At 68.4% G+C, this 13,369-nt stretch carries 7 protein-coding genes and 2 pseudogenes; 3 read left to right on the plus strand and 6 right to left on the minus strand.

Annotation, left to right across the window (positions count from 1 at the left end; all coding sequences use genetic code 11):
• Window positions 1-257: 257 nt before the first annotated feature.
• Both AB0J95_RS38105 and AB0J95_RS38110 read right to left on the minus strand, forming a co-directional pair.
• Window positions 258-1,454, minus strand: coding sequence for a PQQ-dependent sugar dehydrogenase (locus tag AB0J95_RS38105; protein WP_364769418.1), 1,197 nt, complete (start codon window positions 1,452-1,454; stop codon window positions 258-260).
• A 406-nt stretch (window positions 1,455-1,860) separates the two neighbouring features.
• Window positions 1,861-2,661 (minus strand): hypothetical protein, encoded by an 801-nt coding sequence (locus tag AB0J95_RS38110; RefSeq protein ID WP_364769420.1) that lies wholly within the window; start codon window positions 2,659-2,661, stop codon window positions 1,861-1,863.
• A 264-nt stretch (window positions 2,662-2,925) separates the two neighbouring features.
• Between AB0J95_RS38110 and AB0J95_RS38115 the strand changes: the two genes are divergently transcribed.
• On the plus strand, window positions 2,926-3,720 hold the full coding sequence (locus AB0J95_RS38115; RefSeq protein ID WP_364769422.1) for a MarR family transcriptional regulator: 795 nt from the start codon (window positions 2,926-2,928) through the stop codon (window positions 3,718-3,720).
• A 234-nt stretch (window positions 3,721-3,954) separates the two neighbouring features.
• Here AB0J95_RS38115 and AB0J95_RS38120 read toward each other — a convergent pair whose 3' ends face one another.
• Both AB0J95_RS38120 and AB0J95_RS38125 read right to left on the minus strand, forming a co-directional pair.
• Window positions 3,955-5,259, minus strand: coding sequence for an FAD-dependent monooxygenase (locus AB0J95_RS38120; RefSeq protein WP_364769424.1), 1,305 nt, complete (start codon window positions 5,257-5,259; stop codon window positions 3,955-3,957).
• Window positions 5,260-5,720: 461 nt separating this feature from the next.
• Entirely contained in the window at window positions 5,721-6,341 is a 621-nt protein-coding gene (locus tag AB0J95_RS38125; RefSeq protein WP_364769426.1) for a TMEM175 family protein, read from the minus strand.
• A 245-nt stretch (window positions 6,342-6,586) separates the two neighbouring features.
• Between AB0J95_RS38125 and AB0J95_RS38130 the strand changes: the two are divergent.
• Window positions 6,587-6,841 (plus strand): annotated as a pseudogene (locus AB0J95_RS38130) (IS5/IS1182 family transposase); the annotation flags it as partial.
• 3 nt (window positions 6,842-6,844) lie between these two features.
• Here AB0J95_RS38130 and AB0J95_RS38135 read toward each other — a convergent pair.
• A pseudogene (locus tag AB0J95_RS38135) lies at window positions 6,845-7,284 on the minus strand (transposase); the annotation flags it as partial.
• 464 nt (window positions 7,285-7,748) lie between these two features.
• Between AB0J95_RS38135 and AB0J95_RS38140 the strand changes: the two are divergent.
• Complete coding sequence (locus tag AB0J95_RS38140; RefSeq protein WP_364769428.1) at window positions 7,749-11,456, plus strand: helix-turn-helix domain-containing protein; 3,708 nt, start codon at window positions 7,749-7,751, stop codon at window positions 11,454-11,456.
• An 18-nt stretch (window positions 11,457-11,474) separates the two neighbouring features.
• Here AB0J95_RS38140 and AB0J95_RS38145 read toward each other — a convergent pair whose 3' ends face one another.
• Complete coding sequence (locus AB0J95_RS38145; protein ID WP_364769430.1) at window positions 11,475-13,262, minus strand: hypothetical protein; 1,788 nt, start codon at window positions 13,260-13,262, stop codon at window positions 11,475-11,477.
• Window positions 13,263-13,369: the final 107 nt, after the last annotated feature.

A 13,369-nucleotide genomic window follows, 5' to 3' on the forward strand; every position in this document is an offset into this window, starting at 1 on the left:
ACCACCGAAAGCGCCAGGGAACGGCCGGCCATCGGCCTCAGCGGCCATACTTCAAGTCTTAAATTAATACACAAAGCACCTCTGGTCTAGACCTGTCAACGCAGTCGCGCCCCGCCCATCGGGACACAGCTGCCTGACCAGTCCCGAAGGGGCTGCCATATCTTGTTCACACCCACACGAAGAAGGACCAAAGTGTCCATTTCAGACAGCAGGGCGGCGGCGCATGAGCCCGGTGCGCGCCGCCGCCCATCAGACCGTCAGCCGACCGCCTCGAAGCCGACCCGGTGCAGCTGCCCGGTGCGGTCGGTGAGCACGTACAGCTCACCGTTCTGGTCGGCACCGAACGAGGTGACCCCCGCCGGGAACTGGCCGATCTGGGCGCTGGTGTGGCTGCCGTCGCGGTTCTGGCGGATGGCCCAGGCGGTCGACGAGCAGTAGTCGGTTGTGACGTAGGTGCCGTAGGCGAGCCGGACGTGTTGCACGCCTCGGTAGACGAAACCGCCGATCACCGCACAGCCTTCGACCCCGGTCCGGTAGTTGAACACCGGTGCGGTGTACTTCGCGTCCGGGACGCAGCGCGCCGCGTTGAACACCGCCGGTCCCTCCATGCAGGACCAGCCGAAGTTGAGGCCGCCCATGGCGTTGCGGACGTGGTTGACCTCCTCGAAGGAGCCTTGGCCCACGTCGGCCAGCCAGAGCGAGCCGTCCAGCCGGTCGAACGAGAACCGCCACGGGTTGCGCAGGCCGTACGCCCAGATCTCCGGCCGGGCCCCGGGGGTACGGACGAACGGGTTGCTCGCCGGAACGCAGTACGCAAGCCCGTCGCACGAACGGCTCACATCCAGCCGCAGGACCTTGCCGAGCAATATCCCCAGATTCTGCGCGTTGGCGTCCGGATCCCCAGCGCTGCCACCGTCACCGAGGCTCCAGTACAGGTATCCGTCCGGCCCGAACGCGAGCTGCCCGGCGTTGTGGTTGCTGAACCGGGAGTGGTCCTGGGTCAGCAGCACCTGTTCCTTCGCCGGCTGGCCGAGCGGGATCCTCGACAGGGTCAGGGCCCCGTCCGGCACCCGGCTGTAGGCCACGTACACCTGCGAGGTCTGCGCGAAGTCGGGTGCCGGGACGATGCCGAGCAGGCCACGCTCGTTGGCGACGCTGTTCACCCGGTCGCCGATGTCCAGCACCGGGGCGGCCACCAAGCCGTCCACCGGATGGAACACCCTTACCGTGCCCCGTTTCTCGGCGATCAGCAGCCGCCCGCTGCGGTCGTTGGCCGCGACCATCGCCACCGGCCGCACCAACCCCGACGCCACCTGGGTCGTGACGACTCTCAACTGATCCAGCGGTACACCGGCCGGCGGGTTCGAGGGCACCTCGGCTGTCGCCGGCGAGATCGTGACGGGCAGCAGAGCGACCATCGCCACCACGAGGCCGACCCGTCCAAATCCTGACATGTGGAGCTCCTCCACGTTGGGGATCCAGTCGGAGAGTTTCTACGCACCGGGCCGGCATCCGGTTCAGAACCGGACCCTTCGGGCATTCCCGCCGGGCGCTGCGACACGCGGGTGGCCATCGAGACCGGGTTCGTGCATCGGGATGAGGTTGGGCTTCTCGTGGCGGATCATCAGGACCTCCTCCAGCGCGCCTCGCCTACCGGCGCACCTTCCGGACCACCACAGATCACGAGCCGATGCGCGAACGCGCAAAACGCAGGCGCCGCAGCCGATCCGGCGATTGTGGCCGCTGGGAGCCGCGGCGCCTCCGGTCACCTCTTGGTCGTGTAGGTCACGCCTCGGGCCTTCACGCCATAGGGGCACTCGGCCTTGGCGTACTCCCCCGCCAGGCGCTCGTGGCGTGGCCTCAGCGGGTCTCGGAATGGTGCAGGTTGGTTGTCGTGCTGATCCGGGCGGCGAGGGTGCGCAGGCCGTCCGCGAGGGTCCAGCCGGGGACAGTCACATCGCAGCGGTCGAGTTGCTCGGTGTACCGGTCCTCCCAGATCTCGACCTTCCAGCCCGGCCAGGCCACCGCGTCCGAGAGGCCGCTCAACGAATCGATGGTCCAGACGCCGACGGTCTTGGCACGGTGGTCGATGTGCACGCCCGACCTGGGCATCCACTCGGAGGCGGTGACCTTGGCGTTGTCCGGGATCAGCTCGACGTGTTCCGGGCCCCAGCGGAACAGCTCGCTGACGGGCAGCTCCAAGCCATACGCGTCGGTCGTGCCGTCTTCGCGGGTCACGCTGACCAACTGATCCATGCCCAGCTCGGCGGGTTCCGGCTCGATGAGGACATCGGAGCCACGCACCTCGATGTCCTCGAGGCCCAGGTAGGCGACGAGGTCGGCGATACCGTCGTAGGCCCAACGCACCTGCCAGCCCGGCCAGGTGATGGCCAGGATCGAGAGCACCGCCGCCCGGTGCGCGTAGTCCTCGCAGTGCCTCGTGAAGAAGAGCAGGATCCGGTTCGGCTGGTCGACCAGGGCCGCGGCCTCGGTCCAGATGTCGTCGTACCAGCGATAGGTCTTGTCCTGGTCACGGATCCGCTGGAGCGCGGCGACCGGGCCGCCGATGAGATCCAGATCCAGCTGCGGCGCCCGCCACCTGCTGGTGAACCGCAGCCAGCCGTCATCGCCGATGACGACATACATCGCACGCTCGGGCACAGGACGCTCTTCTCAGGACAACCGCTCGGGTTCACCCACGAGCCAAGGTTTTACACACCTCGCACCCACCAGGCCCAGGGTTTGTTTCGCGAACCTGCGGTCCCAGGCTGTGTAACAGCCCGACAACTCTCGGCCGGATCGGCCGGCGATGTCGTATCCGGGCCGCGCCGTTCGTAGCCAGGGTGAGACGCCGTCCACGAGGGGCGCTGTCACGACCACGGGAGATGCTCACCGATGTCGCACCCACAGGCCAAGGTCCACCGCATGTTCGAGCTCATCGAGCCGATCGCCACCGCCACCTTCTCCGAGGTGGCGAACGAGGCGTTCCTGGCCGTCGGCATGCGCAACTACTGGGATGGGTACTTCGCGGGCCGGGCCGCGCCGCTGGGACAGGCACCCGCCGAGGTGGTGCACGCGGTCTTCTACAACTTCGCCGACGGCGAGGTCGCGCGCCACATCCCGTGGGTGTGGGGAAAGATCACCCCGGAGGAAGCGATCGCCGTGCGCGAGCGGGGCAGCACCGCCGCCCTGCGGCAGCGGATCGGCGACCTCGCCGACTCCCCCGGTCTGACGCGGGCCGCCGACCTCGCCACCCGCGCCGCGGTCAGCGCACCGACCGAAGGCCGGGTGCTGTACGCCGGGCTCCGGGCGCTCGACACACCCACGGAGCCGGTGGCCAGGCTCTGGCACGCGGCGACATTGCTGCGCGAGCACCGCGGGGACGGCCACAACGCCGCCCTCGTCGCCCACGGCATCGGCGGCACCGAGGCCCACGTCCTGCTCGCGCTGTCCCTCGGCATGCAGGCGGCGGAGTTCGGCCGGATCCACCACCTGCCCAAGGCGCAACTGGACGCCGTCATCGACGGGCTGCGCCACCGCGGCCTGGTGGACGCCGCCGGTGGGTTCACCGCCACCGGCCGGGAGACCAAGGACCGGATCGAAGCCCTCACCGACGAGCTGGCGACACCGCCGTACGACGTGCTCAGCACGGACGAGCTCGACGAGCTGATCGCGGCCCTCGAGCCGATCGCCGCCGCGGCAGCGGCCGCCCACGAGTGAGCGAGCGACGGCCACCGGGATGAGCAGGTCACCCGCTCGATGCGCCGCGATTGAGGGCGCTAGGCCCGCCTTGCAGCTCTCGCCAGCCCGGGATCCGGACACACTGAGCACCGCTCCGAGGCAGGGAGGCTACGGCGTGACCGGCGCTCTGGTCGATGCCCCGAAATCCGGCGCCCCTCGAGGCTCCCAGCCACCCTGGAGTCCCGGCACGGCGAGCCGCGCCAAGGCAGCGGCCTACGGCCTGACCGAAGAGGTGGCCGACGGGGTGGTGGCCGACGGGGTGGTGGCCGACGGGGTGGTGGCCGATGGCGCTGTCGGTGCGGCGGAGTCCGGTGCTCCTTCGTAGCCGGGGAGCTCGGCGCCGTTGATGGCGCGGTCGATCAGGTCGGTGAGCCACTCCATGTCGGGCTCCGGGGTCGGCTCGGCATCCGGAGCGGGGATGTCGCGGCTGCGGGCGTGCAGCCGGCCGATCTCCTGGTTGGCCTCGACGAACGGGCGCATCCGCCGTTCGTAGCCCGCGAACCCGGCCTCGGGGTCCCACCCGGCGGCGGCCAGCTCGCCGGCCAGCAGGTAGGCGCCGACGAGGGCCAGCCCGGTGCCCTGCCCGGACATCGGCGAGGAGCTGAACGCCGCGTCCCCGAGCAGCCCCACCCGCCCGCTCGACCAGCGGTCCATCACCACCTGGGCGACCTGGTCGAGGTAGAAGTCCGGGGTGTCGTCGAGGTGCGCGAGGATGCGTGGGGTCAACCAGCCCAGACCGGCCATCCGCTCACGCAGCAGGCGCTTCTGGGCCTCGACGTCGCGGTAGTCGACGTCGAGGTCGGCGGCGGTGAACGAGAACATCGCCATCGCCCGGGTGGCGTCCTGGATCGGCCGCAGGCCCGCCGAGCGCCCGGGCTCCTGGTGGTCGATCAGCCAGCGGTCCAGGCCGAACTCGTTGGGCACGCTGTAGAACGCCAGCACGTGCCCGAGATGGCGGACGAACCGCTCGTGCGGCCCGAAGACCATCGCCCGCAGCGACGAGTGCAGCCCGTCCGCCCCGATCACCAGGTCGAAACGCCGCCGGTCGCCGCTCGCGAAGGTCACGTCGACGCCGTCCGCGTCCTGGGTGAGCTCGGCGATCCGGTCGCCGAAGATGTACTCGGCACGGTCCCGGGTGTCGTCGTAGAGCACCTGGGACAGGTCCCCGCGCAGGATCTCGATGTCCGCGATGTACCCGTCGCCGCCGTCGTCGTCCGCGCGGAAGGTCTCCAGCACGTTCCCGTCCGCGTCCACGGTGTGCGCACCGGCGGTGTCGGTGCAGGCCGCGCGCACCGCCGCGTCCAGCCCCATCCGCCGGATGACCTCCTTGGCCACCCCACGGGCGTCGACCGCCTGCCCACCCGGACGCAGCGACGGAGCCCGCTCCACCACGGTCACCTCGGCGCCCCGCCGGCCCAACCAGTGAGCGAGCGCGGGCCCGGCGATGCTCGCCCCCACCACCAACACCCGGACACCGCTCCCTGCGCGAGGGGTGGTCTCGAACTCGTGCGTCGTCATACGACAACCCTCCCACCGACAATTCACATTGTCAAGACAAAATAACTTGTCGGCAAGGCATGGCCCGACCGCCATCGAGGTCCCCGGAGAGGGCATCTGATCTTGGTTTAGGCAACGATGTCCGCTTTGACCGGATCGTTTCACCAGGTTTGGTGAATTCGCCGGTCAGGGCACGTTCCACTACCCAGCGGCGTGGCAGCGCGTTTGACGACCTCGATACGGCCCTTGATTTTCTTGCCCGCGTCGACTGGGGACGTTGATCGGCACCCGCACGGCGGGGATCGTATCCGGTCCGGCCGGTGCGACGTCCTGTCCGACAACAGCCCGATCAGGATGCCGTCCATGGACGAGAAGGCCACCAACGGCGAAGTAACCAAGGGATCCGGGTCGCGCCCGACATCTTCTTGCCACGCACGGCCGAGGACGTCTCCACCGTACGCGACCCGGCGCTGGACAAGATCCTATTCCTTCTCACGTACCGACGGGTAGAACCGCCCCAACAGCACGACCGCGGGACGACTCAGCAGCAGCGACAGCAAGGCGTAGTACTTCACCTGTGGCACCGCCGCCATCAGCACCAGGCCCGCCATCAGCATGCCGGTACTGATGGCGGCGGCCGCCACGATCCGGGGCTTGAGCTTGTTGTCCGGAACCTGGATGTCGGGGTTGCGGTGGATGATCAGACTGAGGATGGTCTGGCAGACGCTGCCGGCCAGGATCGTGCAGAAGTAGAACAGCGGTGGGAACCTGTCGTCCGGACTGGCGGCGCTGATCACCTCGGTCGGGAACGGCAACACGACCACGGTGAACATCCAGATCATGTTGACCAGCACCAGGGCCGGGGTGTAGGACGCCACGTGCTGGAACATCCGGTGGTGGATCAGCCAGAGCCGTGCGATCACCGCGAAGCTGAGCAGGAAGCTCAGGATCTGCGTCCAGTTGTCGGTGATCAGGTCGACCGCGTGCGGCTTGGGCTCCCGCGCCAGGTCGACCAGGGGCAGGATGAGCAGGGTGATCGCGATCGCGACCACCGCGTCGGTGAACAGGACCAGCCGGTCGGGGTCGCGTGAGATGGTTGCCACGCGCGCAACCTAGCCTGCCGTGGACGCCCACGCGGCACCGACTCGGCTATGACTCCGTCGTGGAATGGCATTTTCCTGTGACAGCGCGGTGTTTGGGTGTGATGCCGGGCGGGACCTGGTGGTCGCGATCTACGAGCATGAACGGGACGAAATGCACGACTACATCTGATCTTGGTCCGTGTCGATGGCGACTGATACCTTGATCAACTGGTGCGTGACCTGCGAAAGATCGTGAACGCGTCGCGAAAAGTCGTGCGGCGGCGCCGACTGCGGCGATCATCGACTCGCAGAGCGTGAAAACCTCCTGCGATGTCAACGAATCCGGTCAGGGCATCGACGCGGGCAAGAAAATCAAGGGCCGCGCACGGCACATCGCCACCGATGTACTTGGTGGCTACAACACCACGGTCATTCAGCACGGAGCCAGGCGGGGTATCCGCATCGAGGTCGTCAAACGCTCTGCCACCAAAGGATTCCACGTGCTGCCACGCCGCTGGGTACCGGTGCAGGAGGGCGAAGCTTTGCTCGACCACCCACCGATGCGCACCCAGGCCAGAGCCGTGCTCGACACCGCGGCGAGCCGGTGCGGGCACGGTCGACCGGGCTCGGTCCAGTTTTGGGCCGCCCTTCAATGCCCACACGCGGGACCCGTCAACCACCGCCCTGGGACAAGTCCAGTCCGCCCGCGGCGTGCAGGTCGGCCAGCAAGCCTTCGTGCAGGCGTTGCCAGACCCCGGCCTCGTTCCAGTCACCAACCGTCGCCAGCAGGTCATTCCGGAACCGAAACCCAGCTCTTCTGGCAGGAACTCCCACGGATGCCCGCGTAGAGCACGAACAGAATGCCGCACGGGGCTTTGCGGTCATCCAGCCGCCTACGGCCCGGGTGATCCGCCCGGCGCGGCACCACCGGCAGCACACCCAGCTCAACACCGATGTTGATCAACCTATTCCAAGATCTATTCTGTCAGGACCTTAAACCAAGATCGGATGCCCCTGAGACACGGGAAAGGGCCTCCCCCAGCGAACCGGCGGAGGCCCTTTCTCCGAGCGCTGGATCAGATCAACACCAGCACATCATCAGATCTCGTCGCACTGACCGCGACCCCCACCGCGGCCTTACGATCCTGGCGTCCCACATCGTCGCTGTGGGGCGCGCTGAAAACCATTTCCTCCTTTGCGTTCACTGCATTTCCGTTCGGGTGCCGCCGACGCTAGAAGTCCCTGTTCACCCGTCCACCTCGTACCGGCCGAGCCGACCGATCCGTCGCGCCGGTCAGCGGCGCGCAGGCCGACCCTGGCGCCGAGACCTGATCTAACGGGGCTTAGGTTGTTCCGTATCGGTGGTCGCCCACGGAACAAACAACCCCGGAACAATGCCGGTCGCACCCGCCTGCCTGGAGGAACACGATGCCAAGAGCTGAACGCCCGCTGGCGACGGGTGATTCGGCCCTGCTGCGGCTCGCCGCGGACCTGCGGGCGCTGCGGCAGAAAGCGGGCAACCCGACGTATCGGGAGCTGGCCAAGCAGGCGCATTTCTCGGTGACGACGCTGTCCAGCGCCGCCAATGGCCGGCAGCTGCCCAGCCTCGCCGTGACGTTGGCGTATGTACGCGCATGTGGCGGTGACGAGGAGGAGTGGGAACAGCGGTGGCATGAGGTGGCCGCCGAGTCCGTGCCGGACGAACCGGCTCCCGGGCAACCGGACAGCCGCGCGCCTTACGTGGGTCTGGCGGCGTTCCAGCCGCGGGACGCGGATCTGTTTCATGGCCGGGAACGATCGGTCGCCGAACTCGCGGACCGCATGTCCCGTCAGCGGTTCGCTGTGGTCTTCGGTGCCTCGGGTGCGGGTAAGTCGTCGCTGCTGCGCGCGGGGCTGGTGGCGGGCTGGCCCGGTCCCGTGGTGGTGTTCACCCCGGGGCCGCATCCGGTGGAGGAGACCGCTGTCCACATCGCACGGCTCGCCGGGACCGCTCCCGGGCAGCTGCACGCCGATCTGCTGGCCGACGTCCACAACCTGCACCGGGCGGTGCGGATGGCGGTCGACGAGGACGTGCTGATCGTGGTCGACCAGTTCGAGGAGGCGTTCACCCTCTGCCGCGACGAGGCCGAGTGCACCAGGTTCATCGATCTGCTGCTCACCGCCGTGAGCACGCCGAACAGCCGTGCGCGAGTTGTGCTTGGTGTGCGGGCCGACTTCTACGGTCACTGCACGGGGCATCCCGGACTCGTTGCGGCGATGGCGGACGCCCAGGTCGCCGTGGGTCCGATGACCACGGACGAGCTGCGGCGCGCGATCGTCCAGCCCGCCGTCCGGGAAGGGTTCGTGGTCGAGGGCGCATTGCTGGCCGAACTCGTCGCACAGGCCGCGGGCAACGCCGGTGTGCTGCCGTTGTTATCGCACGCCTTGTTGGAGACATGGCGTCGACGCAAGGGAAACACCCTCACCCTTGCCGCGTTCCAGAGCGCGGGCGGCATCGATGGCGCGCTCGCCCGGACCGCCGAGACCGTCTACTCAGGCCTGAGTGAGACGCGCAAACAGCTGGTACAGAACCTGTTCGTGCGGTTGACCGCGCTCGGCGACGGAACCGAGGACACGAAACGTAGGATCACCCGATCCGAAGTGGACGAGGACACCGCCGAAGTCCTCGATGTGCTCGCCGAGGCGCGGCTCGTCACGATCGCGGACAACACCATCGAAATCGCGCATGAGGCGCTGATCCGCGCGTGGCCGAGGTTGCGGCAATGGCTGACGGCCGACCGGGAAGGGCTGCGGACCCATCGTCATCTGATCGAGGCCGCACAGGAATGGTCCGCGCTCGACCAGGATCCCGGCGCGCTTTACCGCGGCGCCCGGCTCGTCGTCGCCAAAGAATGGGCCGGAACGCGCAGCGCCGCGCTCAATCCGGTCGAACGCGCATTTCTCGACGCGAGTATCGAACAAGGCGAACGGGAAAGCGCCAAGGACAAACGCCGGGCCCGTCAACTGCGCTATCTCGCCGCCGGTTTGGCGGTGTTGCTGGTCCTGGTCACGGTGATCTCGGTCGTCGCCGTCGGCGAACGAGAGCAGGCCGAACAGGCGCAGGCAGTCGCCATCTCGCGACAGCTCGCCACACAGGCGTTGACGCTCGCCGAGTCCGACCCCGGCCGGGCGAAGCTGCTCAGCGTGGAGGCATACCGCACCGCTCCGACCCTGGAAGCGCGTGGCGCGTTGATGAGCATGTCCGGGCACAGCGAGTACCGCACCGAGATCCAGGCCCAGCCGGGTGCCGTGTCGGACCTCGCGTACCGGCCGGACGGCACGATCGTCAGCGCCGGCCGCGACCAGACCGTCGCGGTGTGGGATCCCGTGCGACGCACCCGGATCGCGGCGATGACCGGGCACGACACCTGGATCAAGGCCTTGGCGGTCAGCCAGGACGGCAGGATCGCGGCGACCGGTGGTGACGACACCCGGGTCATGCTGTGGGACCTCGAGAAGCGCCAGCTGATCGGCGCCCTCGACGGTCACACGGACGAGATCAGGAAGATAGCGTTCGCCCCGGACGGCCGCCTGGTCGCATCGGCCAGCAACGACGGAACCGTGCGGCTGTGGGACGTCGCACAACGCACGAACCTGGCCGTCTTCACCGGCCACCAAGGCGGCGTCGCCACGGTCGCCATCAGCCGGGACAGCAGAACGCTGGTCACCGGTGGCGACGACCAGTCGATCGTGTTGTGGGACATTCCGACCAGGACACGTCTGGCCACGCTAGCCGGCAACGGCGGCAAGGTCAGGGCGTTCGACTTCAGCCCGGACGGCACCCTGCTCGCCACCGCGGGCTTCGGCCCGGCGGTGCACGTCTGGGACCTCGCGAGCCGCACCGAGATCACCACCTTCACCGGCCACACGGGTCAAGCGGTGATCAGCGTCAGGTTCAGCCCGGACGGCCGGACCATCGCCAGCGCGGGCAATGACCTCGTGGTCCGGCTGTGGGACGTGCCCAACCGCGTGCCCCGTGCAGTGCTCGCCGGTCACCAGGCGAACGTCTACACGCTGGCGTTCAGCCCGGACGGCAGCCGGCTCGCGTCGGCGGGCGAGGAAGGCAAGATCATCCTGTGGGATCCGCGCGCGGCGGCGATGACCGGTCCGCCCGCCGGCACGGTGAACGATCTCGCCTTCACGCCGGACGGACACGGCCTCGTCGCGGTCGGCTCCGGTCACAGCACTCTCTGGGATGTGCGAACCCGTGCTCCCCAACGGATCCTGAGCACCGGCGACGTCGTGGTGAACGGTGTCGCGATCAGCCCGGACGGCAGAACCGTCGTGACCGGCACGGAGGATCCACGCGTCCCGCTCGGTCAGCCCGGCAACAACGTGCAGATCTGGGATCCCACCACCTCAACACCGCCGACCAGCCTGCCAGGTCACACCGGGGCGATCATGGATGTCGCGCTGAGTCCTGACGGACGGACGGCCGCGAGCACCGGCAAGGACGAGACGGTGGTGCTCTGGGACGTCTCGAGCCGCACCAAGACCGCCACTCTCAACATCGGCGACGTGGCGGCCGGAGTGGCGTTCAGTCCGGACGGCCGGCGCCTGGCGGTCGCCGACCACGCCGACTTCGTCACCTTGTGGGACCTGTCGTCTCGCACTCGCACAGCGCGGCTGAAGGGCCACACCGGCTGGACCAGGACGGTCGAGTTCAGCCCCGACGGGCGGCTGGTCGCCTCGGCCAGTGCGGACCAGACCGTGATCATCTGGGATGCCACCACCGGCACCCAGATCGCCCGGCTCACCGGCCACAAGGACGCATTGTTCCACGGTCTCGCGTTCAGTCCCGACGGCCGGACCATCGCGTACAGCAGCGCCGACAACACTGTTCTGCTCTGGGATGTCGAGCGGCGCCAGGTGTCCGCGCGGCTGACCGGACACCTGGCGCCGGTCAGGGCGATCGCGTTCAGCCCGGACAGCACGACCTTGGCATCAGCGGGAGCTGATGGCGCCATCATCCTGTGGGACATGGATCCGGCCCGGATCGCGGGCGGGATCTGCGACACCCTGTCCCGCAACCTCACCGCCGGCGAATGGGCTCAGTTCACGCCGGAAAGCACCGATCGCGATCCCTGCGCGGGCTGAACGGGTTTGCTTCGGTGATCAAGGTCGTGTCCAGATGCCTGCCGGGGCGGGACTGGTCAGCCAGGCGATGTTGAGGTCGGACACCGGGCCGCGATGGGTCCGCAGGCTGTCGATGAGGTCACGCTGACGCTGAGCCAGCAGGGCGATGACTTTGGCCGGTGACAGGGTGATCGTCTCGCTGTCGGCGTTGCGGTACCAGTTTCCCAGTATTTCCAAGGTGAAATCGACCGCCAGCGAGCCTCCGACGCCGAGCGTGACATCGCCGAAGGCACGGAACCCGCCGGTGTGCAACGAGATGTTGCGAGTCGCGTTGAGCGCGTGCAGGAAGGCCGCGATCCGCTGCTGGCGGTCTTCGAGCCAATGGGCGCATTCGGCGGGATCGGCCAGGCGTGCCGACCAGTCCCGCACCTGCTGCGCGGCCAAGGGCGACGTCTGTGAAACCGCCTGTGCCAACGCGTCCTTGGCGGTGACAGCAGCCGGGTTTCTGTCCGGGAGCAGCAGATCGACCCACGTGTTGAGGTCGTGCAGCCGGTTGAAGTCGTTCGTGGTGGCATAACCGTCGACCACTTCCAGACCGGCCGGAACCGGGCGGACTCCTTGGCGTAGCTGCTGATGCGCCTCGACGATCTGCTGCCGCATCGCCTGCAGGGACAGCGCCGCGGCAATGTCGTCACGCTTGTTCAGGCCGCACGCTTCCAGGGCGGCCCACGCCAACGCGGCCGCGGGCAGCGGCGCCTCCGTCACACGTGCGACATGCGCCATGCGCAGGCCGTTCCGCAACGCGTCCGGCCAGTGGGAGACGAGCGGCACGGCACGATCGACGGTCGGCGCGTGCGACTGGATGTGCGTCGGCCTTCCATTGTCCACATCGGACACGAAGGTGTCGTTACCAAGGGACAACACGACCAGGCGATGGCCTGCCATGTACTGGTCCAGCAGTTCGGCCAGTTCGCGACGGGCCACCCGCCCGGCACTCGGAGCGTCGACAGCACTGACCTGACAGGCGACGAGACACGCGGCGCCATTGACCGGCACCTGTTGCGTGAACCGGCGCAGACCACCGAGCGCGGCGCCGAACCCGAGGCTTTCCGGCTCCCGCACAGGGCAACTGACTGCCGTCGGATGCAGTGCCGGTAACCGGGTCAGCTCGGCCGCGCCGTGGACGACGACCGCCACGCGGTAGGACGACGGCTCGGGGAGCAGGAGTGCGCGCAGGGCAAGGGCGTCCAGGCTGCCTGTGGCGCGGAGCGCGCGGAGCAGGTCCTGGGTCAACGCGACTGGATCGCGGTCCACTGTGGCCACAAGAGACGCGAACTCGTCAGCGACCAGATCCACGGACGCGGGGTCGACGCTGGCCTGCCATGCTTCGGCAAGAGCGTCGTCCAGCAATGCATGGATCTTGGGGAGCCGCGTTTCGATGTCCGCCGCGGTCCGGACGGCCAGGTCCTTCAAGTCCGCGAGCGGGTTGGACTGAACCGCGAACACCGCCGCGGTGTCCACCAGTGCCGGACGGAGATCGCCAAGAACTTCTTTGCCGCCCCATCGCGCCACGGCATATGCGGCCGCCTCGCAGTGTGCCCGGACCAGGGCACGTCCCGGCTGGCCGGTCTTGGCGAAGCCGGACAACACGGCCCGCACCCGGGGCAGTTCGGCCGACATGCTCCCGAGGCTGGACACGTGCTGGCTGAACAACGACGTCTTGCTGACCGCACGCAGGATTCGCTGCACCAGGTAGGTCTGACCAGCGCCCAGACCGAACCGCCGGACCTCGCCGAGCAACCGGTGATCGAACCCACTGAAAGCCATACCGCAAACCTATAAGCACACCACGGTTCCGGCCCCGCCAATATCGGCGTCGAGCGGTCGGCTCCCCGCACGAGACGCCCAGGACCGCCAGGCGCCGAGGCGCCTGG

This window comes from Actinocrispum sp. NPDC049592, from assembly GCF_040675465.1.
Taxonomy (GTDB): Bacteria; Actinomycetota; Actinomycetes; order Mycobacteriales; family Pseudonocardiaceae; genus Kibdelosporangium.

What these genes read in the sequence shown, in the direction of transcription:
- AB0J95_RS38145 (WP_364769430.1), bottom strand. Translation starts at nt 13,262, where the DNA reads ATGGCTTTCAGTGGGTTCGATCACCGGTTGCTCGGCGAGGTCCGGCGG.
- AB0J95_RS38105 (WP_364769418.1), bottom strand. Translation starts at nt 1,454, where the DNA reads ATGTCAGGATTTGGACGGGTCGGCCTCGTGGTGGCGATGGTCGCTCTG.
- AB0J95_RS38115 (WP_364769422.1), top strand. Translation starts at nt 2,926, where the DNA reads ATGTTCGAGCTCATCGAGCCGATCGCCACCGCCACCTTCTCCGAGGTG.
- AB0J95_RS38140 (WP_364769428.1), top strand. Translation starts at nt 7,749, where the DNA reads ATGCCAAGAGCTGAACGCCCGCTGGCGACGGGTGATTCGGCCCTGCTG.
- AB0J95_RS38120 (WP_364769424.1), bottom strand. Translation starts at nt 5,259, where the DNA reads ATGACGACGCACGAGTTCGAGACCACCCCTCGCGCAGGGAGCGGTGTC.